Source organism: Zobellia uliginosa (assembly GCF_900156625.1).
GTDB lineage: Bacteria > Bacteroidota > Bacteroidia > Flavobacteriales > Flavobacteriaceae > Zobellia > Zobellia uliginosa.
This window is the reverse complement of sequence record NZ_FTOB01000003.1, coordinates 741,207-767,834: the sequence shown is the minus strand read 5'-3', so window position 1 is coordinate 767,834 and position 26,628 is coordinate 741,207. Positions and strand designations below refer to the sequence as shown.

Genomic DNA, 26,628 nt, shown 5'->3' with positions numbered 1-26,628 from the left:
CCCGCCGGGCTAATCGGAATTTTGGCATCCAATAAACTTATCGAACAAACCACAAATTATAATGAAAGTATATAAACTCAACCCGAACACCAACAAAATCATACTTGTTGCCATTGTAGTCGTTATAGGTATCTCGTTTATGTTTTTTAAAAAGACCGGAAGCATCAACCCTATACTGATTCCGCCGCTTCTGGTTTTAATCTTTAGATATTTTTGGCAACAGAATCATAAGGCCTTAATTCTGGACGAAGATCATTTAGAATTTAGCCTGAGCCCCATACAGGCCAAGCGTATGGTGCGGTATAGCGATTTAAAGGATACCTATTTTACGGAAAAGGGCAAAAAATTTGTTTTTACTACGAAAACCTCTAAAACAATCAAGCTTCCCCTTAAGGAATTCCATAAAAACGACAGACGCGCCATCAAGGAAGAGCTATTAAAAACCACTTCCTAAAAAACATGAAAGCCAATTTCCTATAAATAAAAAGGGGGCTCCGAGACCCTAATTTATTAACGAATAAAAATACCTACCCATGAAAACCAAAATGTTTTTCTTCCTATTTGTTACAACGCTTTCCTTTATCTCATGTAACCCCAAGAAACCTTTGGAATGGGACGATGATGTGGCCCAACTTACCAATAAAAACTTAAAAGCGTGGTTGCGAAAAGCGCCTTTTGATAACGAATGGAGTATTGATAACGATGACGATGCCTATGTTTTTACCAATCTAGACCAAGTTTTTCCCTTTATGGGAAAATTCAAGGATTTTAAAAAAACAAACGAAGAAAACCCTCCTGTATACGATGAGCAATCCGTAATATTCAAAGATTCCGTTTGGGGAGAATCCTTTATGTACGGCATGCTATTGTATCAACCACAGGAATTGTTCTTAAAAGATTATTATAGGGAGAGCGGCAATGTAATTTTCTCCGGTGCTGACGCCTTAAACGAAACCTATAGGGCCTACTTATATGAAACCCGTTTATATGAAAAAAATGACCAATACAAAGCGGTGGTTTACTGGGTAAATTCCAATCACACCATGTATCTCTTTGGGTTTTACCAACAAGGACAATTGGTATTCGAGTTCGGGTTTCCTTGCCCTAAGGACAATCAAATGGAAGGACTCGAAAAGCTAAAACAAATTAACACCGCTTTAGGGTTAAATATCAAGCAATGGGAAAATGCTACCATTAACGACCTACAAATTAATCGCTACCCAAAGAGTTTTAAATAAGCTTTTATATTAAATAGTTATGAATGAATTACAAAAGTTATATAAAGAGTACTCTAATAGAGAACTAATAACCATACTTCACGAAAAACCCAAATACACTCCAAAAGCTATTAAAACAGCTGTGGCAGAATAGATAACAGACATTTAACACAGTTAGAAATTGATACAGAAAAAATGACATTATCTAGCAAGAAAAAAATCGTAAACAACAAATTCAAAAAGCAAGAGCTCGTAGAAAACAAATACAATCGTTTCTAAACCCTGTTAATCCACCCAAAAAAATTATAGCTTTTGTGACGATTAGTTTAGGTCTATTTTCTTTGTATTCATTTTATAATGAAGTTGGCTATTATATTATTTCACTTCATTGGTAACTTTGTACTCTATATCAAACAGTGCTGATCATACTTCTTCACTCGTATTTTTGATTGTAGCTAAAAATTTTGAATAGAAATAAGCCATGGCTTCATCTTCAGGAAAAACATATAATAAAAATTGCTCTCCTTTCTTATTGGTATACAAATTAATAGAAACGTGAACGTAATCACTTTGTGCTGTTAAATAGATGGGTTCTAAAGCCAAAACCAAGGCATTTTTATCTCTATTCAACAACAACACCTTATATTCTCTAGTTGTATAATGATCAATAGCTTCAATCTCTTTTGAAAGTAATCGGGTTATCTCTTTTTCAGAGCTTGTTGTATTGAAAATTGTTAGCAAAGGGCTTTTGTCTTGAACCTTGATTATTCCTACATAAGGAAGGATCTCGCCATAAGGACTTTCATCAGCCGTATTTAAAGCTATGGTATCAGCAACTTTTATTATTTGTGAGGCTACATCTTTATATGCCTGACGTTGCTTACCTGTTAGGTTGTTTTTAAATGTTTTCCAGGATACCGTATCTAATTTTATCTTAGGTCTTTCTTCTACCAGTGTTTTAGCAACCTGTAAATCGTACATTGCTTGTGACAACAATGGTGAATCACCTTTTTCGTCAATATATACACTATTTCCCTGACTAACATTGGTACTTTCAAAAATAATGTGAACCCTTTCTTTTTCTATATAATGAAAAAAGACCGTTGTATAGACCATATATCGATCATAAAAAATGATACTTTCCGCATCTTGATATACTATATGTTTTATTTGGGATGAATATTTTTTCAATATTTTATCCATTGAAACTACATCGGCTTGACTGTTTTCAATTAAATAAACACGTCCACCAAAACCGTTAAAGTTTGTTAGGTTTGATTCTAATTTAAAAATTTCAGAAGGCGTGATGTTTGTTCTTAACTCTTCTTTAAACTGAGCAGTTACATTTTCAATATTGTAATGAAAAGGGATGTTTAATTCCAATCCCGTAGCATGTTCCTTTTTAGTTACCGTATTGGGAAATTTATGTGTTGCTTCCTTATATAATTTTGAATACTCATCAACAGGGACTGTCTTTTTACATCCCACAAGAGTTAAAACTAAAAATAGACAGCTTAAGGAAAATGATTTCATAACTGTTTTACATTATTTTTGCGTTAAGGGAGCTTCTTCTTTGCCCAATGATGTAAATTCTTTTTTTACATTGTCGTATTTGTATAGATGTATTCCCTTTATTTCTCCATCTTTATGAATAGGGGTTGTAAGTATCTTATCTTCTTTATTGAAGATTATTTTAAAATAAGGTTTGGTATCAATTTCAGGAGGAAGTTGAGGGTAAAACGTTTCCAATTTTTCAGAAAAAACCATGTTGGTATTTGAATTAAAACTACCTGATATTAGATTAACCGTAAAAGCATGCACATCTTCTGAATTGGTCCAAAACCCAAAACGGGTACAGCTAAATAAATATGTATCGTCACTTAAATTGTAAATAGCATCAATTTGTATTCTTACCTCACCTTCTAATTTTAATTGTACTACATAATCTGAAAAAAGAAACAACTGTTTTTTGTTCTTCGAATATTGAACAATCTTTATTTCGGGTAGGTTGCTTGGGTAGGCCGTAACTACCCGTACATTACTATCTTTAGAAACTACCGTTTTAATACTTGGTGTCTTAGTTGTGTAGTCTGCTTTTATTTCTATACTATGAGAAGTGTTTGTATGAAGAAAGATACTATCTAAAAGACTTTTAGATTTTCTCACTTGATGAGCAGTATAGTTTTCTTTATAATGCTTTTTAAAAATTTTTTCTGTAAGTTCTTCCAAGTCGTGTTTACCAATTTCATTGATTTGTGCTTGTGACACTAAAAAAAAGCACATTACAATGGATACTAAAAATAATTTTTTCATAGATTTTTTTTAAACGGCTATATTATTTTGCTGCACTTGTTTTTTTAAAAAGGAGATAATTTCTTCTGCATCTTGATCTTCTATGCCACCTACAGGAAGCTTCACTTTTTTCTTTTCAGTAATAAGAAGTACTACTTTTTTTTTGGAGTTATATTTAAGGTCTATTATCGTTTTATATTTTACGAACCTTTTACTTTGAAGTGGGGTAAATTTAAATTCTAGGTGGTGTGTATCAAAAGTAAGAACATCATTTTTTCTATGCCAGTAATATAAAAAAATCAATAGTATAAATAAAGGTACAATAGGCAATAATATGTAGCCTGTAGCTATAAAAAACATCAATAAAATGCCTCCTATAACAATAATAGCTACCATAGAGTTTTTTTTGCAATTTTTCTTTGATCTTATAGGTTTTCATTGGTAATTGATTTTTTGTTTATATCGTCCAATATTTTTTTTGCTCCTGCTACCCCAATTAACCCTATTGGCACAAAAACGTAGCTTGAGTACATAAAAACATTGGCTCCTAACTTAGAGTTACTGGTAAATTGCAGTAAACAAAAGCCAATACAATTTATAGAGACAGGAATTGAAATAAATATTGCTAAAAATTTTATTGCACCTTCATCGTTACTTCCTTCAATACCAATAAGAAGTAATAAAACAAGGTGAATTGCCAAAGCAACATAAATTAATGTGTTTAGTTTCTTCATTAGATGTAGGTTTGTGTTATTAGCACAAACTTATAAATGTTAAAGAGAGGGGCACTCCCTGTTTTCAGGGGTTTTAGTTTTCGTTTCTTTATTAATTTTAATGTAATTCGCCCTATATCAGGATTTTTTTTTTTTACTAAACCAGAAATGGAATTAAGTGACTTATCTATGTTTACTAGAAGCTATTGGCTAGAGAATATCAATGCCATTATAAACTTCTTTGAAGTTCAATTAATAGTACATGTTTTTACTCTTATTACAAAAAAAAGCGTACAGACGTTTTATAAATTATACCATATATTGTTTGACTTTCACACGTCTCTTTATTTTTGGTGAATAATTGAATATCTATATCATTCTTTTAGTAATGATATTCATAGTCATCTACCCATTCTGAAGGATAATGATCATACAAGTCCTTTAAAAGTTGTTTATTGGCTTTGGTAGTATTAAAATCTTTATAAAAACTTCCAAGAAGCCAAACAATATTTCTATCTAAATCTGTAGTATGATACTTTAAAAGCGCTTGTTTTGATGACATTGAAGTATCGGCTAATAATAACACCAATACTCCCGCGGTATTAAAATCAAAATTATTAAAAAAAGAAGTCATTTTTTGCGCTCTTTTTAAGAGTAGTGAATCTTTTAAGTATAATTCAGGTTTTAACTTTTTTCGCAAACTATGGTAACACATGTACGAATTAATTTTTCTATAAAACCGAAAAGCATTCAAATACTCGGTGTGGCTTGTATCATATAATTTAGCTGAATCATTACTATTCATAACTCCAAATAGAAGAAATAAAGCACTTGGGTCTGATTCGCTTATATAATACCCTTTCCCTAATAAATGTAAGCCCTTCTCAACACCCTTTAATAAATAAGAGTAGTTTTTTTCTTTCACTTTTATAAATTTATTTAATCTCGTTAAATGAAAGTAAGCATCAATCATTTTTTCGGCTTCCATACCTTTTAAAGCCTTTGATAACACATCTTTAATTTCATAATGCCACATCGGGTAAAAATGACCTTGAAATTGATATTTAAGAGCTTCATTCTCACTTTCTATAAAATAGTTAATTATCTCTTCATAAGTTAGTTTACCAATTATGCTATATTTTTTGTCGTGTAATCGCTTTCTTTTATCTATATTCATAATATTTAATTAAGAGTCAAAAAATTTAATAGGTCTAGACCGGTTTTATTTTATGATAGGAATTAGCTTTTCATAGTATTATAGCGTGTTTCGATACCGTGTCTTTTATACGCTCCCTTGATCAAATAGACTTTATCATCTATTCGCTTATGTGTTTTTTTAAATTCTTCTTCTTTTCGTAACTCATCTAAAAGACTGCGTTCTTCCTCTGTCAATTCCCTATGGTAAACCAGGGTGGCCAAGGCTTCTTTTGTCGTTTTTTTATCTTCCAACCTTCGTTTATTGTAAATAATGGCACTGTATAAAGAGTATAGTAGCCCTATGGAAACAAATATGATATAAAGTGTATTCATTAGTTGGATTTTTAATAAAATTCCGAGTTTAAATGAATGCCAAATATCCTGTCTTATTTATAGGATAAATTCCCCAAAAACAGGGATATTTTATATTCGGCCCCAAACTAAGTTTGCGACCAACACCTTTTAGGGAAAATAGACAGGTCGAATCTCACCTATACAGGGGCGTTTTTTTATTAATGGAAAGCCTATTTTAATAATGATAAATAAAATTTTTAGCGCCTTGATACTTCTTACGAGCATTAGCGCTTTGGGGCAAGACGTGATGTTAGAGGAAATCAATAAGAAAGTCAATCGTATAAAAACCGACACCACATTAACAATAACAATTTCTAATGGATCTAAAGGAAATTTAGATGGCGGCTATGGTTTAAAGGTTTGGCACCGACAAAATGATATCGTTAAAATTGTGGAAGAAATGGGACTTTCTTATGGCCGTATCAAAACCACCTTATATTTGGAAAACTTAGTACCCATTAAAATTATTGAGGTTGAAGAAAACTTCTCCCAGAGCCCAACTGGCTTAAATTATAAAAAACTGGATACAGTCTACAAATGCACACGGTACATCGTAAACTATAAACAGGGTAGGGGCATTACAAAAACGAAAGGAAACCCCAGCTTTAGTATTCCTAAAAAGTCCGTACACGACTACAATTCATGGATTGAAAAAGCCCAATGGGCCATTGGAAACCCCCAGTAAAGTCCTTTAAACCACATTAAAAAATACCTGAAAACAGGGATTTCCCATCTTGCAAACCAGCCTAATTTTGTAAAAAAACAATCCAATGAAGCCCCTGAGTAAACTAGTAGTTCTTGGCTTTTTCCGATTTGTTGCGTTCATCCCATATGGGACCGAAACAATTCCAACACTACTGAAACAAAGGAAATGGTCGATATAAATTTGACCATTTCGCCGACCCTTTTGTTCTGTATAAGGGTTGTTCCGCTATTGGTATCATAAAGCATTTATAAAAAGTAAAATACATTTGAAAGTACTTCATTTACATATCACGGTTCTCTGCTTCACGGTTCTCTGCTTCACGGTACTTGCTTCCTGTAAACGATTTTCTTTTCTACAAGGTCAAACTAACCTAAATACATCCCATAGGCAAGAAGGTCTTTCTCCCGAACAACATGAAAGTTACACAAAAGAAAATGACCTGATAAGTCAAATACAAGCGGCGGAAAAGCAGATTACGTACACGACATATAATTATATGGAAGGGGCGATAACGCAAGTGATATTGCATCTCAACAAAAATGGTACAGGCCACATTCAAAACAAAGCCACAAACCGCTATTTTGAGATCAAATGGATGGAAGAGGATTCTATAATCAACATTGTCCCAACTTCTAGCAAGGAGGTAATTCCCTTTACGAAATTAAAACGAATAGACCGCAAAACTCTGCTATATCGACCAGAAAACAGAAAGGACGAAATGCGCTTCTACGGAAAACTCAATCATGAAAACAATTTGGAGATTCTAAATTTAATCGAACATATGGAATCGGATACCTCCTCCGATAATCGTAAAAATCGCGGTAAAGGTCCTACCTAAAAAAATAACCGGCTATAACGAAAGTTTCGTCCCAACATACCTTTAAAGCTGAAAGAGCCTATACCTCAAATGAATAATAACATTTTTTATATTTTGGTGTTTTATTATATAAAGGATGTTATAAAAACCCTCCCATTTCTTGTTACAACCATTTAAAAATATACGCTTAACCCTACTAATGCTTTTATTGGTACAACTTTGTTGGGCACAAGAACCTACAGAGGCGCTAACCTGGTTTAAAAAAGGACTTACCCTAATCGACAAGGAACAAAACTACGACGATGGTATAAAGGCCCTTGATTCCGCGGCTGCCCTACATCCCGAAAAGGAACTGCTCATACAGATCAAATATGCCAAAGGTGTAGCCTTAAACAGTCAGGGCAACCTATCGAAAGCAGTCGCCGTTTTAGAAGAAAACATCCCCCTGATCGAAACCTGCGACGACACAACCAAAATTAAATTTCACGCCAATAATTATCGTGTTTTGGGAGATGTCTATAAAGGCAAGGGGAAATCTTTGCTTGCCATGAAAAACTATCAAAAGGCACTAAGTTTTTCCGAAAAATACTCGGCAAGAAGTAAAGCGACCGTACTCCACCAAATAGGTGTGTTACTAATGGAAAAAAGAAATTATCTTGAAGCTGAAAAATACTTCCACCAAACCACCGATCAATATTTGAACGAGCATTTACAGTTGGGCAAGTACATTAATCTTGGGGAGGTATATTTAGAGACCGATAGAAACACCCAAGCGAAACAACAATATGATAAAGCCGAAAAACTAGCTCTAAAAAATAAGAACAATATGGCTTTATGCCATATCTATATCGGTTATGCCAATATTTTTTTTGAAGCGAACAACTATAAAAAGGCCATAGAATATTATGAAAAAACAATCGAGCTTTCTGAAGAAATAGGCGCCCAATTTCTCACTACCTCGTCTTTATTGTATTTGGCCATTGCCTATAATAAAACAAAACAGGCCTTTAAGGCCTTACCTTATTTGGATCAAGCGGCCGTTTTTTTAAATAAGGAGCCTTCGGTCAACTACCAATTAAGCTTATACGACACCTATGCCTCGGTTTATGAAAACATGGGCAATTATGAAAAAAGTATTATCTATCTAAAGAAAGTTAACGCCTTTAAGGACAGTGTTTTCAATATCGAAAAAAACAAGCAGTTCGAAGAATTAAAAATCGCCTATGAGACCAAAGAGAAACAACAGGAAATCGAATTTTTAAAACTTCAAAAGAAAAAGAACGAATTGGAAATTTCCCAAAAGGAAAAGGCCTTAAAGGCCTTGAACCTAGAAAAAGAGCTTGAGGCCTCACAACATCAAAACACCATTCTTCAATTACAAAAAGATAGAAGTGAAAACGAAAACAAAATCATCTTATTAAAGAAAAGCAGGGAACTTGCCGAAGCGGAAGCCAGTAAATCGCAACAACTAAAAAATGCCTACCTCATAGGATTTATCGTTTTCAGTATTCCCCTGGGCATTTTACTCATAGTATATTATCAAAAACTAAAAACCCAAAGGGCCCTGGCCAAAAAACAAGAAGAATTAAACGCCAAACAAATCCTGACCCTTAAAAAGGAACAAGAATTAAAAAGCATTCGAGCTTCCATAGAAGGCCAGGAAAAGGAAAGAAAGCGTATCGCCCAAGAATTGCACGATGCCGTAGGAGGAAGTTTGGCAGGAATAAAACTGCAATTAGACCATCTTTCCTCAAAGGAACCAAAACTTTTAAGCATCGTGCATCATCTGGACGAGACCTACAACCAGGTACGTCATATTTCCCATGATTTACTTTTAGAAAAAATTGAGAACGACGAGTTTGTTCAGTTGGTTAAAAACTACCTTAAAAAGATAGCCACTTCTACCCATATAAATATTGATATTTCCTTTTTCAACGAAACCTTAATTAATGAGGTAAGCAATGTCATACAAACAAATCTTTACAAAATACTCCAAGAACTGATCAACAACACCATAAAACACGCCGAGGCTTCATCTATTGAAATTCAATTAAACGCGCATGCCGATATGATCAATCTCTTATTTGAAGATAATGGCAGAGGTTTTGTCTATGACCAAAACAAAAACGGCATCGGGCTGCGTAATATAAACGAGCGTGTCAACTCACTAGGGGGCACCACCACAATAGACTCCCAGCACAACCACGGTATGCTTGTGAACATCATAATTCCCATAAAAAAAACTGCTGCATGACACATAAGATAATCATAGTTGATGACCACAAAATGTTTATTGACGGTTTAACGAGTATTTTTGAAGATATAAATTCTATTGATATTGTTCTAAAAACCGACAAGCCTAAAACGGTTCTAAAATTTTTAAAACACACCGACCATATCGATTTAATGATTTCAGATATAACCATGCCAGAAATGAATGGCATCGAATTGAGTCGTTGTATCAAAAAAGATTTTCCACAGGTCAAAATGCTTATGGTAAGCATGCACAATAATCCGAGTATGTTTCATCAACTCAAACAAAATGGAGTAGACGGCTATGTACAAAAAAATGCTTCAAAGGCCGAACTGTTAAAAGCTGTAAAAACAATCCTAGAGGGTAAAAGCTATTTTTCCGACTCCATAGTCAAAGCCTACAAAGAAAGCCTATTTACCGTACAAGAAACCAAGCAGTCGCATTTAAGTACAAGAGAATTACAGGTTTTAAAATTGATAGCCCGAGAATACACTACTAATGAAATTGCCGATAAACTCTTTATAAGCAAACACACCGTTGAGACTTATCGCAAAAACTTATTGTTAAAATTAGATGCCAAAAACCTTGCGGGACTCACAAAACATGCGATTTATCTAGGCTTGATCTGATAGTATAAAAGAATCATAACACGACGGAAGTTCTACGAAACCAACTAACAAATAGGTGATTTCCCATCTTAGTCCTTGTGGGCAATAACCCATCCATTGCTTGGTCACACGGTACATAAGTCATAGCTCCCTAATGGATACCTGGCCTTATATGCCCTCCTCCATAACAAAGCAAACCAACCTATATATGCTCTGTCTTATTTCGCCCTTAATGGTGCAATAATCCTTTCCACAAATTCGTTCTTTGGGATTATAAGCAATCATACCGCCCCTTGAAAGGACTTGTCCGAAGAGTAAGGGATATCTTCCCTAGAATCACGCATCATATAAAACATTAGGGATTTATTATCTTGGTCGTTTTAAGGGGAAACAATATCGCCCCCAATGGTATGTAAGGCTTGGCCGTCATGATAAAAAATGCAATGAATATAGACAACAGATCATCTCAATTTTGGAATTGGTTCAATAGCAACAAAGCGAAATACGAGTATACTTTGGCCAATTTGAATTCACTACATCAAAGCGAAATTGATGAAGCAATGAACGTTTTTGAGGAAAAATTGCACGTATACAATGAAAACATTTGGTTTAGAATGGGGGGAGAAAAACCATATGATCTATTAATAACGGCTGAAGGGAATATAGAAGAATTTGACGCTGTAATCGCCCTGGTAAATAGCGCCCATACGATAGAAAACTGGAAAATTATACCCTTTATACAAGCTCGGGACATTTCTAAATTTAACTACAGACTTGACGATTTTGTACTTACCGAAAAAGATGTATTTTTTACCTACATGGAAAATCCATGTGGTGGAAATGGCTCTTATTTGGAAACCATGTTCTATGTAAGCGATAAAAAATTTATCAATGATGATGCTTTTAAATCTTCTATCATTAGAATTGCAGAGACGGCACTTGGCGAATACGATTTTGCCAAAATCATTGGTTGTATAGATGTTGAAAAAGTCTCAAATATATACTCCGAACACAAAAGCGAAATACTACCCATATATAAATTAAAAGACATTTCAGAAAGTATTAAAAATAAACTACGGGAATAACAAGCACAGCTAGCAAAGGTAAATCACATCTTCAGCTGGAGCGAGCGTCCCGTACCCATTTCGGAGGAGGGGCAAGGTGGAAGATGGCCCGCCATGGTGAGCCCTCTACTTATCGCATCAATCATATTCGAGGGATGATTTTCGTAAATTCCTTTTTTCCTGTTGAAAAAACCTAGGGTATAGCGATGGTGATTTCCGAAAATAAATCTAATTTACGATAGAAACGCCCTTTGTTATGATTAGAAGAACATCAGGAAAGTTTGCGCAAAACTACGAAGCAAAAAAGTACGCCCGACCAAAGTCCGCCACCAACAAACCCGCTAAAGCCGCCGACCCTTCGGCCGAGTTTAGACTTCTTCACAGTTCCTACCTGAACGAGCTTGTAGAAGCTGCCGAATACAAGGTGGTTACAAAAAAGAAGAAGAAATTGTTTTGGACAGTTAATGAGGAAATTGTTGTCGATAATTATAAAGATTTCTTGAATTCGAAAACAAGCTTGGTCGGCGCATTGAACGATCGAGCCTTTTTAATGTTCGATGACCTTCAAAATTTTCTCAAGCAAAAAGGAATACACATAACGAATAGTTTGACCGAAGAGGCCCGCCAAAAATTCGGGACACGGGACGAACATCCTATTTTGATCAATTACCCGACCGCCAAGAAACTCGCAGAGCAATTAAAACACCTGAATATTACAGACGAAGACCTGCGCAAGGCCGATACCGACAACTTACATCAATTAAATGAAAACCTTTTCGAAAAACAGCGTTCGGAAATAAAGACCTTTGAACAAGCGGTCAACGAAATCGACAAAGACGCCATCTTATTGGTTAGGATTAGGGATTAATGTGCCCCACTTGCCAACTAACACGAGTGTATCATTTAAAAAACCGCCAAAAATAAATCCCTCTTAGAAGAAGGAGCCGTAGGGCGGGGGATCTCACCCCTTACCTTCGTACTTCCTACACTTTTCTATTATGGAGTCAGAGACATGGGATTCCTATCCGTCTACATAATAATTACCCTCGCTAAAACGTTGGCAATAATCCAATCATTTATAAAAATTGTACATGAAAGCCATTGCCCAGGCCTTATTCGCCTTATTAATCGTGACCGCTTGTTCCGAAGATGCCATTGAAGATTCCCTTCCAACCTTACCAACTGTTGAAAACGAACTTCAAGGCCCCATCGCCAAACCTTTGGACGGCTATGGGAGTGATGGCTCTTATACCGTGATAAAAACCTCATTTGAAAGTCCCCTCTACGAAGGAAAAAATGTAGAAATATTCTATCCCCAAGAAGCCACTGAAGCTTTACCTACCATCTTCTATTCGCACCCTTACGGAGGTGAGGAAAGTGAATACAACATCGGACTTTATGAGTTTATAGCCAAAAAGGGATATGCCGTGGTCTTCGCTCCCTATCCTACGACCGGGGTATCGGTAGACGAACGCTATGAGACCTTATGGGAAAGTTTTAAAAAGGCCGCAACCGATTATCCCGATATTATCGATACGGAAAAAGTCGGTTTTATGGGACACTCCTTTGGCGGGGGCGCATCATTTAGCCTGGCCTACAAAGGTTTTGTAGAAGAAGGCTGGGGCGAAAACGGCAGGTTTATTTTTGCCATGGCCCAATGGTTTTCCTACCAACTCTCCGATACCCAGCTAGACAATTTTCCATCGAACACAAAACTCATTACACAGGTCTATGACGATGATGTAACCAACGACCATAGAATGGCCATTGATATTTTCAAGAACATCAACATAGCCGATTCGGAAAAGGACTTTATCTTGATCAAAAGCAGTGTTTTGAACGACTACACCTATTCGGCCGAACACAATCTGCCCAATACGAAGTCGGCCTATGATGCCTATGATTATTATGGCATTTACAGGCTTTTAGATGCTATGATCGATTACAGCTTTAACGGAAACCCAGAAGGAAAGAAAGTCGCCCTGGGCAACGGCTCCTCAGAGCAAATAACCATGCCCAGTTACGAGGGGCAAGCATTGGAACCCTTGGCCGTAACCGATAATCCCACCCCAGGTTACCCGCAGTCCAAATATTTGTTCAAATGTGCCTCATTAAAAAACCCAAGGAGCGCCCATTGTGAATAGGGGCGGGGCAAAACCTAGGTAAAGACAGCCACACTTAATACATTTAATCTATCTTAAAACATAGATAAAGGTCCCATTTCGGGGCCTTTTATTTGAATAGCCTTCCCTGCCTTATAAGCTGTATTTTAAATTCCAAGTGGCTAAGATCCCAACAATTTATTTAACTTGTACCCATAGCCCTACGAAGGAAACAGACGGAGCACCTAAGACGTTTAACCGCACGGGCGCATATACCAAAACCAAGATAGATGAAAAACAGCCTAAGCCAGATCCTAATATTCATTAGCCTATTCCTTTCCTTAAGTACATATGGCCAAGATCCCATTTTTACGGAATACAAGGTCAAGGAATTCTCGTTTCAAGGGCACGAGGCCAAAATAGTCTTTCCCAACACGGGAAACACCAACCGTTATTGGATTTGGAGAGCAAGGTTCTGGGGCCATGAACCGCAAGTAGACAAAGCCCTTTTGGAAAAAGGCTTTCACGTGGTATATGTTGATGTGTCCGATTTATTTGGGAGCAAGACGGCCGTGGACCTGTGGAACGACTTCTATACGTTTTGCACTTCGGAATACGGACTCCATAAAAAGGTGGTTTTAGAGGGAATGAGCCGAGGGGGATTGATCGTCTATAATTGGGCCTCTCAAAACACCGACAAGGTATTCGCCATTTACGCCGATGCCCCGGTCTGCGATATCAAAAGCTGGCCAGGAGGCATGTTTAGCGGAGAGGGGAGTCCCCAAGCCTGGAAACGCTGTCTGGAAGCCTATGGCCTCGATGCCGATTCGATCAAAGACTTTGATGATATCCCCATAAACAATAGTGTAAAGGTGGCCAAAGCAGGTATTCCGGTATTGCATGTCTATGGAGATGCCGATGTAGTAGTGCCTTTCGAAGAAAATACGGCCCTGCTTGCCAAGAACTTCAAAGAAGCAGGTGGCCAAATTGAACTCATCGAAAAAAAAGGGGTAGGCCATCATCCCCATTCCTTAAAAAATCCTTCGCCTATCGTTGATTTCATATGGCAAAGCGTAACTTACAAAGAATAGCCTAACCCATAGCGAAGGTCAGGGAGTCCTCTCTCATGGGCATTCCGGTTTTAAAACGAAACCCATCTGAAAATTAGGGGTGGCCGATTAAACTTTAACCTTAAAATACCGTCCAATAGAGGAGGCCGCATCGGTCTTTTTAGGACTTTTAAAGGAAGTTCGCAGCTAGTTGGCAGGAGTAAATCACCAAAAAAAAGCCTTAAAAAGCTGTAATAAAGTGATTTACCTCTGCGTATTTAATTTAGAAAAAGAACCAAATGGGAATAGTTGAGACCCTCATCAAAAAAATACTGGAGAAAGGAAAGGTTGTAGAAAAATCGAAGCTCTCCGAATCGGTTTATAAAATCCGAATAAAAAGCAAACACATTAAAGACGTTGATTTTACCCCCGGATATTTTATAAGGCTAGGGGTCGGTATCGGCCAAGAGGAAATTGCCTTAAAGGATAAGGTAAGAAGTTATAGCGTTTGGGCCATTGACAGGGAAAACGAGACCATAGACTTGGCCATTGCCACCCATAGCAAGGGCATAGGGGCTATGTGGGCGGAAACTTGCCAAACGGATACCGAGGTGCACTTCAAGTGGAAAAAGGGAAATTTTCTTTTAGACGATAGTGCCGACAGTTACTTGATGATCGGCGATCTATCGGCTTTATCGCATCTCTATGTGATAAAACGACATTTGCCCGAGGAAAAGCAAGTGGAAAGCATTATTTATAATCACGACCCGGGCGAGATGTTTCCCGATATTGATGGAAGTACGCCCTTTGGCTTTTACGAAATGCCCGAAAATCCCGTAGAAGAGGTCTTGACCGAACTAAGGCCCTTACTAAAAAAAATGCAGGGCAGAAAGATGGTCTATATTGCGGGCGACAGTAGGCTGTGTGTCGCCTTGAACCAATACTTTAGAAAGGAATTGAATTGGGATACGAAGCTAATCAAGACCAAACCTTTTTGGAACCCCGACAAAAAGGGACTGGAATAAGCCCCCTTAATTTTTTAACATCAAGTTTTAACGACAGACAGATGAGTGAAGTCCCCAAAAATAAGAAAACATCGAAGGTGCGGATTTATGTCGATTTGTTCTTCTTTATATTAATGGTCTTGGTCCTTATTCCCCAAACTACCGGAATAGCCATTCATGAATGGGCCAGTTTTATCATCATCCTCCCATTTTTTATACACCTCATTATTAATTGGGATTGGATCGCTACGAATTCTAAAAAATTCTTTCAAAGGGAATCCAATAAAACCCGATTCGATTATATCCTAAACTGGACCCTCTATGTCTTTATGATTGTCATTACGGTTTCCGGTATCGTTATTTCAGAGGCCGCTTTGCCCGTTTTTGGAATCCATTTTGAAGCCGACCCGTTTTGGACCAAGATCCACAACCTTAGCGCCACCCTCTTTATGCTTGTCTTCGGTGTTCATATCGCCTTACACTGGCGATGGATCCTCGGCGCTCTCAGCAAGTTTAAATTCAAGTCCGATTTACACCATTTGACCGAAGTGGGGGCCATCATATCAAAACGCATGCTCCAGCTGCTCCTCTTGATCAGTCTAAGTGTTGTTCTGTCTTTAACAGTATATCTATTTGAATTCAGCCAATGGGCCGAAGGTTTAAGGACAAGTGCGGAAAACAACTCAGGACAAGAGCCCGGAGGACCGGGAATGAGTTGGATGAGATATGTATTGCCCTTGGTCAAGGTTACCGTACTTACTGGTGTACCGGCACTTATTGCAGGGGGCATCATACGACTCAAAAGGAAACTTCGAAGGAAGGGAATACACTCTTAAAATTTAAGCGCAATCTTTACAAACCCCAATAAGTACACAATTCACATTTTTTACTTCATAGCCCTTGGCTATGGTGTAGTTTACGGGAAGGGGCAAGCATTCTATGGTCTCGCAATGGGTACACCTAAAGTGAAAATGCTGCAAAGGTTTTTCATTTTCATCACACTTTTGGCACATGGCGAAATATTGCTTTCCATCGTCGGCTACGACCCGATGTAAGACCCCGTCGTCACAAAAACGGTTCAATACCCGATAAATAGTGGCCCTATCGATGGAAACATCTATTTTCTTCTTAATGGCATCAGGACTCATGGCCTTGGTACTGGAGCTCAAAACCGAAAGTACCGCTTGCTTCGTGGGAGTATTTCTTCTTTTCATATCGTTTAGCATCACACCAGAAAAATTAATGCGATTTAATTGCAATAATACAAAAATCTTCTATATTTGCAAAACGCGATTAATGCGATATAATCGCATTAATATAGGCCCTTATGGATAAACAGGAAATTTTTGATGTAATAATAGGAGGAAGTTATGCCGGGCTTCTAGCAACCATAACTTTAGGACCTTCATTGCGACGTATGCTTATTATTGACGGAGGTCTTCCGTACAATAGGCAAACACCGCATGCCCATTACTTTATAACGCCTAATGGCATAAAGCCAAGTGAAATACTGAAAAAGGCCAAATCGCAAGTATTAGGGTACGAGACCGTTTCCTTTATTAATGATGTAGCCCTAAAGGGAAATAAATCAGCCGAAAATTTTGACGCTATCCATGCCTGTCTCCCATTCACACAACATTCCGATATACCCGCCCAATTGAACGGATCGATTAGCGAACAAGGTTTAATACAAGTAGATGCCATGCAAAAAACTAAGTCCAATGGATTGTTCGCCTGTGGGGACAATAGTACACAAATACGCTCCATTGCCAGTGCGGTTGCTACAGGAATCATGGCCGGAGCCATGGCAAACTTGGAGCCAAGGGAAGAGAGATTTTTAAATAAATTAAAATAAGATGCTGTGGTTGAAGTCTTAATTACGAATATTGAAAAAAGTTTACAGGCCAAAAGAACGGTAAAACGGCTTAAAAGGGAATTTGAGCATTTAAAAATCCATTATGACATGGATGAAACGGGACGGTCTTATCCCTGCGGGCATACCGTTCTTCGCTTTGAAGGAAGCCCTATACGTACGGAGCAAATAATGGATGTAATTAGAAACGAGGGTATTCTTTGCGAACCTATCAGGGATAACATTTGTAGATAAAAAAGGGAAAAACTATGTCTGAGTTTTGGGAAGATAATTTTTTAGACAAACAAGAAATGTGGGGCTTTGAACCTGCTAAGTCCGCTTTGTTGGCCCTAGATTTTTTTAAAGGGCCATCGGTTAAAAATGTACTCATCCCGGGTATCGGTTATGGTCGGAATGCGGAAATTTTCAAATCGAAAGGTATACAGGTCACTGGCATAGAAATATCGAAAACCGCTATTGAATTGGCCAGGAAGCACTACGGCGAAACAATGCCCATATATCACGGTTCCGTAAGCGACATGCCTTTTGACGACCTAAAGTATGACGGCATTTTTTGTCATGCCCTGATCCATTTATTAAACGCAAATGAACGGGCCAAACTTATTCAAGATTGCTATGGGCAACTGAGCGATAACGGAACGATGGTCTTCACGGCCATCACCAAAGAAGCACCCAATTACGGAAAAGGAAAAAAAGTAGGGAAAGACCGATTTGAGTTTCACCGAGGTGTCCGTATATATTATTACGATAGGGAAGCCGTAGAAACCGAATTTGCCGAATTTGGACTCACAGAAATTGTTGCTGTAGATGAAAATCAGCCTATGTTTTTAATAAGGTGTAAAAAATCGATTTCAAAAAGTTAACGGATTTTTCGCCGCCCTATAAGGCTATAAAAACGATTGGATGAGTCATCAGCTTAGAAAACATATAGAGGAAGTGGTTGCCTTAAACGATGAGGAGTACGCCTTTGTGCTGTCACACTTTTCTAAAAAGGCCTATAGAAAACATGATTTTCTTATCCGAAGGGGAGAGCCGGTAAAGTATTGCTATTTTGTTATTTCCGGACTTCTAAAATTGATTTATGATGATGCCGACGGAAAGCAACATATAGCCTCCTTTGCCATGGAAAATTGGTGGGAAAGCGATTTTGCCGCCTACTTTGCCCAGAGCAAGGCACAGCTATCATTACAATGTATCGAAGACACCCATGTACTTGGCATTTCACTCGAAAACTACAACAAACTCGCCGCCGATTTTTCCAAAATGGAACATTTCTTTCTTAAGAAATCCAATGCGGGCCATATCGCTTCCCAAAAAAGGATTTTATCCTTTCTAACTTCAAGCGCCAAAGAAAGATACGAGCAGCTCTTAAAAGAACATCCGTCTTTGTTTCAGCGGCTACCTAAAACCCTTTTGGCTTCCTACTTGGGCGTATCTCGGGAAACCCTAAGCAGATTGTCATCTTAACCGTTTTGTGATTTTTCATAACTGTGATGTTTGTCACACACTAAACGATGCTAAAGTTCAAACCTTTGTAAGACACGTTCGAATAGAACCTGTGACTTATAAAAAAGAATCTTAACCATCGCGCTATCGGCTCTCATGTCAATAGTTGCACAACATCAAAAACAAATGGAAAAAAACAGTATCAACCCATGGCAATGGCAAAACGACAGGAGTTATGTACAGGCCGTTGAAGTCATCCATCCAAGCGCAACGCTTTATATATCGGGCCAGACCGCAATTGACGCCCACGGGAAATCCAGTACCGGGAATATGGAAACCCAATTGATAAAGGCGATTCAAAATTTGGAAAAAATCGTAGAAGAGGCCGGATTTGAATGTAAGAACATCGTTAGATTAAATATCTACACTACATCTACCGATCAATTTTTTAGCTGCTTTGATATATTTCAAAATTGGATTACAAGGCATAACATACAACAAGCAAGTACTGTTTTGGAAGTAAAACGCCTGTTTGAAACCTTAAAAATCGAATTGGAAGCAACCGTCATCAAATAAGGTAAGTATTAAAGATAAAAAAAGGCCTACCAGTAAAAATGGTAAGCCTTTTGCAAAAAAGGGGGAACTACAATTAGTTAATACTGGCCAATAGTTTTTCGGCCACCAATTCCGATGAGGCAGGGTTTTGCCCTGTAATCAGGTTTCCGTCTTGCAAAGCATAGGCGGTCCAATCTTCCCCTCTAGAATATATTCCTCCGTTGGCCTTTAAGGCATCTTCGACCAAAAATGGCACTACATTCGTCAATTGTACGGCTTCTTCTTCGGTATTGGAAAATCCTGTGACCGTTTTGCCTTTTACCAAGAAGTTTCCATCCGTACCCTTTACCTCTTTTAAGGCGGCGGGGGCGTGACATACGAAGGCTATAGGCTTGTTCTGTGCATTGAACTTCTCGATCAAGGCCTTGGAATTTGCATCGGTAGCCAAATCCCATAACGGACCGTGACCTCCAGGATAAAAAACCGCATCGAAATCGTCGGTCTTCATATCGGCCAATACTTTTGTGTTTTTGATTTTTTCCTGGGCTACCGGATCATTATTAAAGCGTTCGGTATCCTTGGTACTGGCATCGGGCGTGTCGCTGCTCGGGTCAATTGGGGCGGCACCGCCCTTAGGGCTCGCCAGCGTAATATCGGCCCCTTTGTCAAGCAAGGTGTAATATGGATTTGCGAATTCCTCTACCCAAAATCCTGTTTTTTTTCCTGTGTCTCCCAATTTGTCATGAGAGGTTAAAACAAATAATATTTTCATCTTTTAATTTTTAGGGTTAATATGCCATTTTTACGATCTTCTCAGCATCTTGAGGTGTCAAGGCCTGACGTTCGCCAAGACCTTTCCATCCGCGATCGGTAAAACGTTGTGCTATTGTTTCGGCCGTACCTTCGTATTCAGAAGTATAGTCCGATAATTTGGTATCGATACCCAAGCCCTTAAAGAAGGCTTCGGTTTTTTCTATGGCCGCATAGGCCTTATCATCGATACTACCTTCGGTGATGTTCCAAACACGCTCACCATATTGGGCCAATTTTTCCTTCTTGGCCTCAAAGTTGTACTTATAATGACTTGGGGCTACAACCGCTAACGTCCTCGCGTGATCGATGCCGTACATTGCCGTAAGCTCGTGCCCCATCATATGTACCGCCCAGTCACCGGGAACCCCTTGTTGAATAAGTCCGTTAAGCGCCATGGTACAGCTCCACATAAAGTTGGCCGCGGCCTCGTAATCACTCGGGTCTTTAATTACCCTAGGAGCAATCTCGATCAAGGTCTGCAAGATACTTTCCGCGAAACGGTCTTGTAGAAGTCCCCCTGCAGGATAGGTCATATACTGCTCGAGAACATGGGTAAGGGCATCGGTAATACCGTTTACCAATTGTCTTTGTGGAATGGAGGTAATTACCTGTGGATCCAATACCGAAAACTGTGGGAATAGGGCAGGACCACCAAAAGACAACTTCTCTTGGGTTTCCTTTCTAGAGATTACCGTTCCCGAGTTCATTTCCGAACCGGTAGCCGGCAGGGTCAACACCGTACCAAAAGGCATTCCTTTTTGAATAGGCTCTCTTTTCCTTACAAAGTCCCATGGCTCTTCGCCTTCATACACTGCTGCAGCAGATAAAAACTTGGTTCCGTCAATAACCGAACCTCCGCCGACAGCTAGTAGGTATGTAATGTTTTCTTCCTTGATTACCTTTAAGGCATCCATAAGTACGGCGTACTCAGGGTTGGCAGGAATACCACCGAACTCAACGACATCCGCCTTGGCCAAGGCCGTCTTCACCTGTTCGTAAACCCCGTTCTTTTTGATGCTCCCCCCGCCATAGAGCATTAATATTTTGGCTTCGGAAGGAATTTCCTCTGTTATTTTATGGATCGTATCTTTCCCAAATATAATTTTGGTAGGATTTTTAAATTTAAAATTGTTCATAGCGTTTTTACTTTTGTGGTTTGCGATCGTTAGATTTTAACGACCATCTTTCCTTTATTCTTTCCATCGAACAAGTCGATAAATGCTTGGGGAATGTTTTCAAAACCTTCTACTATAGTTTCGCTATAGGTCAGTTTTCCTTCGGCCAACCAAGCAGATAATTGTTTTAGGGCTTCAGGATATTTTTCATGGTAATTAAAGACGATAAAACCTTGCATTAAGGCACTGTTCTTGACCAAAAACGGCTGAACACTTACACTCTTGGGCAGTTCGGTATTGTTATACACTGAAATGGCCCCGCAAATGATCAGTCGCGCAAACTGGTTGATGTTGAACAAGACCGCATCTGAAATAGGTCCGCCCACGTTGTCAAAGTAAATATCAACCCCCTTCGGCGCCGCTTTTTTAATAGCTGCCGTCATATCATCGGTAGTGTTATAATTGATTCCCTCGTCAAAACCGAATTTCGATTTTAGCAAGTCTACCTTTTCATCACTGCCGGCAATACCAATAACCTTAAGTCCGAGTATCTTACCAATTTGACCAACAACGCTTCCTACGGCACCTGCAGCCCCGGAAACCACCAAGGTTTCACCCTTCTTGGGTTTCCCTATTTCGGTAAGTCCCAAATAAGCGGTAAGTCCCGTCATCCCCAAAATGCCCAAGTATGCACTTAGGGGCGCCTTGGTCTCGTCTACTTTGGTCAAACCTTCACCATTGGAAACTTGCTGGGTTTTCCAATCCAACATTCCCGCTACATAATCCCCTGGTTTGTAATCGGCATGTTTAGAGGCCACTACCTTGGCTACAATTCCTGAATGAATGGGCTTGTTCAATTCAAAAGGAGGGGTGTACGACTTTACATCGTTCATCTTTCCCCTTAAATATGGATCTACGGAAACATAAGCGGTTTCCAAAAGCATTTGGCCCTCTTTTATTTCCGAAGGGGCCTCACTTTCAATAAACTCAAAATCGGAGACCCTTGGTCTTCCCTTAGGCCTGTTCTTTAATAGGATTGTTTTCATTTTCTTGTTTTTTTTAATCGAGTACGGTAACCAGGTCTTCAGTACTTTTCCTCACTTTTACCAAGTTTACCAACCAATCGTTATTTGTATCCCTATAACCGATAGGCAATAACACACAACTGCGTAAGCCTTTTGATCTTAAATCGAGGATTTCATCTACCGCATCTGGGTCAAAACCTTCCATCGGTGTAGAATCTACCCCTTCAAAGGCGGCAGCGGCAATCGCTTGTGAAAATGCGATGTAGGCTTGGCGTGCGGCATGTTGAAAGTTTACCTCGGGATCACGCTGTGGATACATCCCCAATAATTGTTGTCTATAATTTTCCCAACCTTCGTTCGTAAAGCCACGAATCTCATTGGTAAGGTCGAACATTTTATTGATGCGCTCTTCGGTATAGTTGTCCCAGGCCGCAAAAACCAACAAATGGGATGAATCGGTGACCACCGACTGGTTCCATGCTACCGCTTTTATCTTTTCCTTTAATTCTTGATTCGTAACCACTATGATTTCAAAAGGTTGCAAACCACTAGAGGTAGGAGCGAGGCGGGCCGCCTCAAGTATACGGTCCACTTTCTCCTGTGGTACGGTCTCTCCATTCATCGCCTTAGCTGCGTATCTCCAGTTTAATTTATCGAGTAATTCCATATATATTTATTGCTTAATGATGATCTGTTTATTTTTTAATACTGCTCCAAGCCGATTGGTAGGCTTCTTCCAAATGGTCTTCGTCCAATTGAAACGCCCCCCTTTTTTGCATGATCATTAAAAAGGATAGGGGGTTAATGGCATAGGCGTACAATATGTAATCGGACAATGGTTTTATCCTTCCCTCTTTCCTTCCGCGTTCCCATAGGTCCAATAGGGGCTGTAAATGTTTAATACCTTCCTGACGGCTCGGTTCGTCAATGATGGGGGTATTATCACACTGTGCCAAGAACATGGCTTCCTCGCATTCCTTAAGTTTAAAATCGGCTATGCGTTTCCAAATGATCTCAAAGCCCTTTTCAACATCCATTTTGGGGTCGTAGGTAGCAAAGGCATATTCCGTAAAGGCCGCCTTTACTTCTATATACACCTTATTGACCAAATCTTGCTTGTTCTCAAAATAGAGGTAAATAGTAGCAGGGGACACATTGGCCATTTTTGCTATTTTCGACATGGGCGCCGCGTGGAAACCACTATTGTTCACCAGTTCAATGGTGGCTTCTACCAACGCCTTTCTTTTAATTTGACTCTTTGTTAATGTTGTCATGGTCCTAAATTATGATACAAAGGTAAAGACAAAAAATGAACGTTCATTCTTTTTTAACAAAGGTTTAGTTTTTCTGTCGGAATAGAGTAGGCCTAACTACCGATTACTTTAGTAAATTTGTAGGTATAGGGACGATCCATATATCTGGAAGCCCGTATTCACATTAGACCTAACCGATTTTATACCGTAAATACTATTACTATGGAACATAAGGAAGGATTGACCCTAGCCACCGTTTTAGAAAAATTGAAACAGCCCGAGCCTAATTGGCAGCAACTTTTGGAAGACATTATCAGCGGTTTTGACTGCACTACGGGAACCATTCACTTTTTAGACCAAGACACTTCTTTATTGCAATTGCAGGCCCATAAGGGCATTCCTCCCTTTTTGATACCCAAGTTATCCACCATTCCGATCGGAAAAGGTATGGCCGGTATTGCAGCGGAGCGCAAGGAGGCCGTAGAGATGTGCAATTTACAGACCGATAGCTCAGGCGTAGCGCGTCCTGCCGCCAAAGAAACCAAAGTAGAAGGTTCCATTGCCGCCCCTATGTTATTGGACGGGAAGTTATACGGCACCTTGGGTATTGCCAAGCCCGTACCCTATGATTTTACGGAAGAAGAGCGTAACGGCCTTCTTAAGATAGGGGAAGAGATGAGCAGGGTACTGGCCACGCGATAAATTTCTTGTTTCTTTAAATGGAAAAGGTAAGTCCTAATTTCAGATTGGACGAACGATCGCTTTGCGAAGAGGCAGAAAAACTACTAAAGGAATAGTTGTACAAGGCAGAAAGGCTAAGATGACCCGTTAGGGGCATTTCCGCCTTTAGTTGACCAAGTATACGATGGTTGGCTATATAGCGATACAAGGGCTGGAAGTATACGGTCCCTGTAAAATCCAAACGCGTCTTCGAAAAGGCGTAGGTAGCCGATAGGTAGCTGCTGTTCCTATGGTTATAGAATTGTTCGTCCGTATCTTTTTGCACTTCTATTTCGTACATATAGGCATTACCAAAATAGACCTTTGCATTTTCTTTCGAAATTAATTTTAAACGAAGCCCGGCACCGACCAGGTTTCTGTTCCGTATAGATAACAAGGTATTGTTTTGGTTTTGGACAAAACCTTCGAGCCTAAACAAATCGGTCAGTTTATGGTTATACCGTAGGTGGAAGAAATAGGAATTCTGAAAATCCTCGTCCTTACTCCGTATAAGGTTGTAGTTCCCGATGAAGAAAAGGATTTTTTTCAAATCCCTAGATTTCAATTGGGTGGTAAGATTGGATCCTATCTGAAGGATATAGGCCCCATTATTGTCCGTATAATTAAAGAGCAGGTCGCTTTTCAGGGCAAAACGCACCGAGTCTTTTTGCATACGTTTGGACTCAATATTCACCAACTGGGCGTTGGAAACACTAAAGAAAAGGAGGGCGGCACCTATGATTAATGCTAGTTTCATGCGGCAAGCGATTTTGTCAGGCTGCAAAACTATCATATTCCAAGTTGAATTTCGCTACACTTTACCGATTTGTACATAAATCGACCGACCACTCTATTTATAGCGGTTAGAAAAGCGTCCCTATGGGCCCAAGACCAGCTCCGCACCCAAGATGGAAGCCCCTTGTTTTTCAATCTCATCGAGCAAGTCCACAAAATCCGCCTGCGTGGTCAAAGGGTTCATAATAGAGCACCTTAGGGTCCGTTGACCCCCTATGGTCGTCTGCACGATATAAAAATTTCCAGAGGACACCAAACGCTTCCTGATTTCGGTATTCAACTGGTTCAATTTATCGGTAGGCATATTCTTATGGGGCGTATACCTAAAATTGACAATATTCGATTCAGGTTCGTGCAGCAGCTCCATCCCAAATTTCTCCTTGACCATTTGTGCCAATAGCTGGGCCGAATCGTAGAGGCGGTCTACATTTTTTTCAAAAATATCGTTGCCACAGGTCTTTAGAATCATATAAACCTTTGCCGAGAGAAACGGCTTGCTACATTCAAAAGTCCTTTTCGCCGAATTGTACCATTCTTCAGATTCCGGTGAATCCCATAAATATTGCGCCCTTTGCATAAAGGTCCTATAAATTTTATTTCCCTCCTTAAATAAGAGGGCCGTACTCAGAACAGGGGTCATCAACATCTTATGGAAATCAATGACTACGGAGTCCGCTTTTTCGATTCCCCTGACCAAGGACTTGTATTTATCGGAAAACACCACCGCCCCTCCATGGGCCCCATCAACATGTAACCAGAGTTTATGGGCTCGGCTAAATTCCGCCAAGGCCTCAAGATCATCGTAAGAACCCGTAGCCGTAGAGCCAGCGCAGCCAATAATGCAAAACACATGGAGTCCGTCCTCCTTGGCCTTTTCCAAATAGTGGGGGAGTAGGTCGGTGCGGATCTTAAACCGATCATCTACCGGCACTTTAATAATTCCCTTATTGCCTAGCCCCATAATTCGGGCGGCCCTGTCAATACAATAATGGGCCTCTTCGGAGACCATTACCGCTAATTTTCCGTTGTGGCCTTCTTCCCAAACATTGTGGGGCGCCCGGTCTTTTCTGGCAGCTAATAGGGCGGTAAGGTTCCCTAGGCTTCCTCCCGAGGTCATAAGGCCCGATGCCGTCTTGGGATACCCCACTTTATTTGCGGTAAAGTCCGTAACGACGCGCTCCATGGCATTGGAAACCGGTCCCATTTCATAAACCCCCGAACTATTGTTCAAAAGGTCGGTTACCATACCCGTAAGGGCTGTTATTGGTGCCGGAACCGCTGTTTGGTGCCCCATATACTTGGGGTGCTGGGTTTGTTGCGAGCGATCGATAATCGTTTTGAGGGTCGACATAGGATCCGATGGACGCCCTAGATCCCTTTCCCAAAACTGCAGCTCGTCTTCGGGAGCATTATCGGGGTAAACAGTTTTGGTATCTTGGTTATGAAGGCCTCCCAAATGGTCGGCCAGAACATCGATAAGTTCTTTCCCCATTTCCCTAAATCGTTCCGCTTCGTAAACCTTGGATATTCTATTGTCTTTCTTCATGGGGTGCTTTTTTAAATTCTACATCTTCCTAAGCATCACAAAGCTAGACATCCTTATTAATAAAAATAAATACTTAATTTTGATAAACTAATAACAAATATGTATTACTA

The 26,628-nt window shown here is 39.3% G+C and carries 32 protein-coding genes; 18 read left to right on the top strand and 14 right to left on the bottom strand.

Going from position 1 to position 26,628, the window contains the following annotated elements; all coding sequences use genetic code 11:
- The first annotated feature begins 61 nt into the window (after positions 1–61).
- Both BW980_RS11890 and BW980_RS11885 read left to right on the top strand, forming a co-directional pair.
- Positions 62–454, top strand: a complete 393-nt coding sequence (locus BW980_RS11890) for a hypothetical protein (protein WP_076455424.1) — start codon at positions 62–64, stop codon at positions 452–454.
- Positions 455–533: 79 nt separating this feature from the next.
- A complete protein-coding gene (locus BW980_RS11885; RefSeq protein WP_076455423.1) occupies positions 534–1,238 on the top strand; it encodes a hypothetical protein in 705 nt (234 codons plus the stop codon).
- Positions 1,239–1,640: 402 nt separating this feature from the next.
- Here the strand turns inward: BW980_RS11885 and BW980_RS11880 are convergent, their stop codons facing one another.
- From BW980_RS11880 to BW980_RS11850, 6 genes are all read right to left on the bottom strand, one after another.
- Positions 1,641–2,750 carry a hypothetical protein gene (locus BW980_RS11880; RefSeq protein ID WP_139327666.1) on the bottom strand — a complete coding sequence of 370 codons (1,110 nt, stop codon included), beginning with the start codon at positions 2,748–2,750 and terminating at the stop codon, positions 1,641–1,643.
- A gap of 12 nt (positions 2,751–2,762) precedes the next feature.
- The gene (locus tag BW980_RS11875; RefSeq protein WP_139327665.1) at positions 2,763–3,530 is read right to left on the bottom strand and encodes a hypothetical protein; all 768 of its coding nucleotides are present in this window, start codon (positions 3,528–3,530) and stop codon (positions 2,763–2,765) included.
- A 9-nt stretch (positions 3,531–3,539) separates the two neighbouring features.
- Positions 3,540–3,938, bottom strand: coding sequence for a hypothetical protein (locus BW980_RS11870; protein ID WP_394333497.1), 399 nt, complete (start codon positions 3,936–3,938; stop codon positions 3,540–3,542).
- Positions 3,935–4,243: a hypothetical protein gene (locus BW980_RS11865; RefSeq protein ID WP_076455419.1), complete on the bottom strand. Its 309-nt coding sequence runs from the start codon at positions 4,241–4,243 to the stop codon at positions 3,935–3,937. The genes BW980_RS11870 and BW980_RS11865 overlap by 4 nt, the downstream gene beginning before the upstream one ends.
- 361 nt (positions 4,244–4,604) lie before the next feature.
- Positions 4,605–5,399, bottom strand: coding sequence for a hypothetical protein (locus tag BW980_RS11855; protein WP_076455417.1), 795 nt, complete (start codon positions 5,397–5,399; stop codon positions 4,605–4,607).
- Between the two features lie 62 nt (positions 5,400–5,461).
- Complete coding sequence (locus BW980_RS11850) at positions 5,462–5,752, bottom strand: hypothetical protein (protein ID WP_076455416.1); 291 nt, start codon at positions 5,750–5,752, stop codon at positions 5,462–5,464.
- Between the two features lie 202 nt (positions 5,753–5,954).
- Here BW980_RS11850 and BW980_RS11845 point away from each other — a divergent pair, with 202 nt between their 5' ends.
- The 10 genes from BW980_RS11845 (at position 5,955) to BW980_RS11800 (ending at position 16,213) form a co-directional block, all read left to right on the top strand.
- The gene (locus BW980_RS11845) at positions 5,955–6,458 is read left to right on the top strand and encodes a hypothetical protein (RefSeq protein WP_076455415.1); all 504 of its coding nucleotides are present in this window, start codon (positions 5,955–5,957) and stop codon (positions 6,456–6,458) included.
- A 286-nt stretch (positions 6,459–6,744) separates the two neighbouring features.
- Positions 6,745–7,317, top strand: coding sequence for a hypothetical protein (locus tag BW980_RS11840; protein ID WP_076455414.1), 573 nt, complete (start codon positions 6,745–6,747; stop codon positions 7,315–7,317).
- 178 nt (positions 7,318–7,495) lie between these two features.
- Complete coding sequence (locus tag BW980_RS11835) at positions 7,496–9,550, top strand: tetratricopeptide repeat-containing sensor histidine kinase (protein ID WP_076455413.1); 2,055 nt, start codon at positions 7,496–7,498, stop codon at positions 9,548–9,550.
- Positions 9,547–10,179, top strand: coding sequence for a response regulator (locus BW980_RS11830; protein WP_076455412.1), 633 nt, complete (start codon positions 9,547–9,549; stop codon positions 10,177–10,179). The genes BW980_RS11835 and BW980_RS11830 overlap by 4 nt, the downstream gene beginning before the upstream one ends.
- 407 nt (positions 10,180–10,586) lie before the next feature.
- Positions 10,587–11,243, top strand: a complete 657-nt coding sequence (locus BW980_RS11825; protein ID WP_076455411.1) for a hypothetical protein — start codon at positions 10,587–10,589, stop codon at positions 11,241–11,243.
- 235 nt (positions 11,244–11,478) lie between these two features.
- Entirely contained in the window at positions 11,479–12,090 is a 612-nt protein-coding gene (locus tag BW980_RS11820; RefSeq protein ID WP_076455410.1) for a hypothetical protein, read from the top strand.
- Between the two features lie 223 nt (positions 12,091–12,313).
- The gene (locus BW980_RS11815; protein ID WP_076455409.1) at positions 12,314–13,366 is read left to right on the top strand and encodes an alpha/beta hydrolase; all 1,053 of its coding nucleotides are present in this window, start codon (positions 12,314–12,316) and stop codon (positions 13,364–13,366) included.
- Between the two features lie 248 nt (positions 13,367–13,614).
- On the top strand, positions 13,615–14,415 hold the full coding sequence (locus tag BW980_RS11810; RefSeq protein ID WP_076455408.1) for an alpha/beta hydrolase family protein: 801 nt from the start codon (positions 13,615–13,617) through the stop codon (positions 14,413–14,415).
- Between the two features lie 257 nt (positions 14,416–14,672).
- Positions 14,673–15,398: a siderophore-interacting protein gene (locus tag BW980_RS11805; protein ID WP_076455407.1), complete on the top strand. Its 726-nt coding sequence runs from the start codon at positions 14,673–14,675 to the stop codon at positions 15,396–15,398.
- Between the two features lie 41 nt (positions 15,399–15,439).
- On the top strand, positions 15,440–16,213 hold the full coding sequence (locus tag BW980_RS11800) for a DUF4405 domain-containing protein (protein WP_076455406.1): 774 nt from the start codon (positions 15,440–15,442) through the stop codon (positions 16,211–16,213).
- Positions 16,214–16,216: 3 nt separating this feature from the next.
- On the opposite strand, the gene BW980_RS11795 is transcribed toward BW980_RS11800, so the two are convergent.
- Positions 16,217–16,591 carry a Fur family transcriptional regulator gene (locus BW980_RS11795; protein WP_076455589.1) on the bottom strand — a complete coding sequence of 125 codons (375 nt, stop codon included), beginning with the start codon at positions 16,589–16,591 and terminating at the stop codon, positions 16,217–16,219.
- Positions 16,592–16,704: 113 nt separating this feature from the next.
- Here BW980_RS11795 and BW980_RS11790 point away from each other — a divergent pair, with 113 nt between their 5' ends.
- The 5 genes from BW980_RS11790 (at position 16,705) to BW980_RS11770 (ending at position 19,272) form a co-directional block, all read left to right on the top strand.
- Positions 16,705–17,232 carry an NAD(P)/FAD-dependent oxidoreductase gene (locus tag BW980_RS11790; protein WP_076455405.1) on the top strand — a complete coding sequence of 176 codons (528 nt, stop codon included), beginning with the start codon at positions 16,705–16,707 and terminating at the stop codon, positions 17,230–17,232.
- A gap of 6 nt (positions 17,233–17,238) precedes the next feature.
- A complete protein-coding gene (locus BW980_RS11785) occupies positions 17,239–17,484 on the top strand; it encodes a hypothetical protein (protein WP_076455404.1) in 246 nt (81 codons plus the stop codon).
- Between the two features lie 14 nt (positions 17,485–17,498).
- Positions 17,499–18,113: a class I SAM-dependent methyltransferase gene (locus tag BW980_RS11780; RefSeq protein WP_076455403.1), complete on the top strand. Its 615-nt coding sequence runs from the start codon at positions 17,499–17,501 to the stop codon at positions 18,111–18,113.
- Between the two features lie 40 nt (positions 18,114–18,153).
- Positions 18,154–18,717, top strand: coding sequence for a Crp/Fnr family transcriptional regulator (locus tag BW980_RS11775; RefSeq protein ID WP_076455402.1), 564 nt, complete (start codon positions 18,154–18,156; stop codon positions 18,715–18,717).
- Between the two features lie 165 nt (positions 18,718–18,882).
- On the top strand, positions 18,883–19,272 hold the full coding sequence (locus BW980_RS11770) for a RidA family protein (protein WP_076455588.1): 390 nt from the start codon (positions 18,883–18,885) through the stop codon (positions 19,270–19,272).
- A gap of 73 nt (positions 19,273–19,345) precedes the next feature.
- Here BW980_RS11770 and BW980_RS11765 read toward each other — a convergent pair whose 3' ends face one another.
- Genes BW980_RS11765 through BW980_RS11745 form a run of 5 tightly spaced genes read right to left on the bottom strand, consistent with a single transcriptional unit; the run spans position 19,346 to position 23,478 of the window.
- Positions 19,346–20,023, bottom strand: a complete 678-nt coding sequence (locus BW980_RS11765; RefSeq protein WP_076455401.1) for a type 1 glutamine amidotransferase domain-containing protein — start codon at positions 20,021–20,023, stop codon at positions 19,346–19,348.
- A 16-nt stretch (positions 20,024–20,039) separates the two neighbouring features.
- On the bottom strand, positions 20,040–21,200 hold the full coding sequence (locus BW980_RS11760; RefSeq protein WP_076455400.1) for an iron-containing alcohol dehydrogenase: 1,161 nt from the start codon (positions 21,198–21,200) through the stop codon (positions 20,040–20,042).
- Between the two features lie 29 nt (positions 21,201–21,229).
- Positions 21,230–22,225, bottom strand: coding sequence for an NADP-dependent oxidoreductase (locus tag BW980_RS11755; protein ID WP_076455399.1), 996 nt, complete (start codon positions 22,223–22,225; stop codon positions 21,230–21,232).
- 13 nt (positions 22,226–22,238) lie between these two features.
- Complete coding sequence (locus BW980_RS11750) at positions 22,239–22,871, bottom strand: nitroreductase family protein (RefSeq protein ID WP_076455398.1); 633 nt, start codon at positions 22,869–22,871, stop codon at positions 22,239–22,241.
- 28 nt (positions 22,872–22,899) lie between these two features.
- A complete protein-coding gene (locus BW980_RS11745) occupies positions 22,900–23,478 on the bottom strand; it encodes a TetR/AcrR family transcriptional regulator (protein ID WP_076455397.1) in 579 nt (192 codons plus the stop codon).
- A gap of 201 nt (positions 23,479–23,679) precedes the next feature.
- Here BW980_RS11745 and BW980_RS11740 point away from each other — a divergent pair, with 201 nt between their 5' ends.
- On the top strand, positions 23,680–24,159 hold the full coding sequence (locus tag BW980_RS11740) for a GAF domain-containing protein (RefSeq protein WP_076455396.1): 480 nt from the start codon (positions 23,680–23,682) through the stop codon (positions 24,157–24,159).
- 13 nt (positions 24,160–24,172) lie between these two features.
- On the opposite strand, the gene BW980_RS11735 is transcribed toward BW980_RS11740, so the two are convergent.
- Positions 24,173–24,934, bottom strand: a complete 762-nt coding sequence (locus BW980_RS11735) for a DUF481 domain-containing protein (RefSeq protein WP_076455395.1) — start codon at positions 24,932–24,934, stop codon at positions 24,173–24,175.
- A 120-nt stretch (positions 24,935–25,054) separates the two neighbouring features.
- A complete protein-coding gene (locus BW980_RS11730; RefSeq protein ID WP_076455394.1) occupies positions 25,055–26,518 on the bottom strand; it encodes a pyridoxal phosphate-dependent decarboxylase family protein in 1,464 nt (487 codons plus the stop codon).
- Positions 26,519–26,628: the final 110 nt, after the last annotated feature.

Bases quoted from the DNA above. Each gene is read 5' to 3' on its own strand.
- BW980_RS11890 (WP_076455424.1), top strand. From the start codon at position 62: ATGAAAGTATATAAACTCAACCCGAACACCAACAAAATCATACTTGTT.
- BW980_RS11885 (WP_076455423.1), top strand. From the start codon at position 534: ATGAAAACCAAAATGTTTTTCTTCCTATTTGTTACAACGCTTTCCTTT.
- BW980_RS11880 (WP_139327666.1), bottom strand. From the start codon at position 2,750: ATGAAATCATTTTCCTTAAGCTGTCTATTTTTAGTTTTAACTCTTGTG.
- BW980_RS11875 (WP_139327665.1), bottom strand. From the start codon at position 3,530: ATGAAAAAATTATTTTTAGTATCCATTGTAATGTGCTTTTTTTTAGTG.
- BW980_RS11865 (WP_076455419.1), bottom strand. From the start codon at position 4,243: ATGAAGAAACTAAACACATTAATTTATGTTGCTTTGGCAATTCACCTT.
- BW980_RS11855 (WP_076455417.1), bottom strand. From the start codon at position 5,399: ATGAATATAGATAAAAGAAAGCGATTACACGACAAAAAATATAGCATA.
- BW980_RS11850 (WP_076455416.1), bottom strand. From the start codon at position 5,752: ATGAATACACTTTATATCATATTTGTTTCCATAGGGCTACTATACTCT.
- BW980_RS11845 (WP_076455415.1), top strand. From the start codon at position 5,955: ATGATAAATAAAATTTTTAGCGCCTTGATACTTCTTACGAGCATTAGC.
- BW980_RS11835 (WP_076455413.1), top strand. From the start codon at position 7,496: ATGCTTTTATTGGTACAACTTTGTTGGGCACAAGAACCTACAGAGGCG.
- BW980_RS11830 (WP_076455412.1), top strand. From the start codon at position 9,547: ATGACACATAAGATAATCATAGTTGATGACCACAAAATGTTTATTGAC.
- BW980_RS11825 (WP_076455411.1), top strand. From the start codon at position 10,587: ATGATAAAAAATGCAATGAATATAGACAACAGATCATCTCAATTTTGG.
- BW980_RS11820 (WP_076455410.1), top strand. From the start codon at position 11,479: ATGATTAGAAGAACATCAGGAAAGTTTGCGCAAAACTACGAAGCAAAA.
- BW980_RS11815 (WP_076455409.1), top strand. From the start codon at position 12,314: ATGAAAGCCATTGCCCAGGCCTTATTCGCCTTATTAATCGTGACCGCT.
- BW980_RS11810 (WP_076455408.1), top strand. From the start codon at position 13,615: ATGAAAAACAGCCTAAGCCAGATCCTAATATTCATTAGCCTATTCCTT.
- BW980_RS11805 (WP_076455407.1), top strand. From the start codon at position 14,673: ATGGGAATAGTTGAGACCCTCATCAAAAAAATACTGGAGAAAGGAAAG.
- BW980_RS11800 (WP_076455406.1), top strand. From the start codon at position 15,440: ATGAGTGAAGTCCCCAAAAATAAGAAAACATCGAAGGTGCGGATTTAT.
- BW980_RS11795 (WP_076455589.1), bottom strand. From the start codon at position 16,591: ATGAAAAGAAGAAATACTCCCACGAAGCAAGCGGTACTTTCGGTTTTG.
- BW980_RS11790 (WP_076455405.1), top strand. From the start codon at position 16,705: ATGGATAAACAGGAAATTTTTGATGTAATAATAGGAGGAAGTTATGCC.
- BW980_RS11780 (WP_076455403.1), top strand. From the start codon at position 17,499: ATGTCTGAGTTTTGGGAAGATAATTTTTTAGACAAACAAGAAATGTGG.
- BW980_RS11775 (WP_076455402.1), top strand. From the start codon at position 18,154: ATGAGTCATCAGCTTAGAAAACATATAGAGGAAGTGGTTGCCTTAAAC.
- BW980_RS11770 (WP_076455588.1), top strand. From the start codon at position 18,883: ATGGAAAAAAACAGTATCAACCCATGGCAATGGCAAAACGACAGGAGT.
- BW980_RS11765 (WP_076455401.1), bottom strand. From the start codon at position 20,023: ATGAAAATATTATTTGTTTTAACCTCTCATGACAAATTGGGAGACACA.
- BW980_RS11760 (WP_076455400.1), bottom strand. From the start codon at position 21,200: ATGAACAATTTTAAATTTAAAAATCCTACCAAAATTATATTTGGGAAA.
- BW980_RS11755 (WP_076455399.1), bottom strand. From the start codon at position 22,225: ATGAAAACAATCCTATTAAAGAACAGGCCTAAGGGAAGACCAAGGGTC.
- BW980_RS11750 (WP_076455398.1), bottom strand. From the start codon at position 22,871: ATGGAATTACTCGATAAATTAAACTGGAGATACGCAGCTAAGGCGATG.
- BW980_RS11745 (WP_076455397.1), bottom strand. From the start codon at position 23,478: ATGACAACATTAACAAAGAGTCAAATTAAAAGAAAGGCGTTGGTAGAA.
- BW980_RS11740 (WP_076455396.1), top strand. From the start codon at position 23,680: ATGGAACATAAGGAAGGATTGACCCTAGCCACCGTTTTAGAAAAATTG.
- BW980_RS11735 (WP_076455395.1), bottom strand. From the start codon at position 24,934: ATGAAACTAGCATTAATCATAGGTGCCGCCCTCCTTTTCTTTAGTGTT.
- BW980_RS11730 (WP_076455394.1), bottom strand. From the start codon at position 26,518: ATGAAGAAAGACAATAGAATATCCAAGGTTTACGAAGCGGAACGATTT.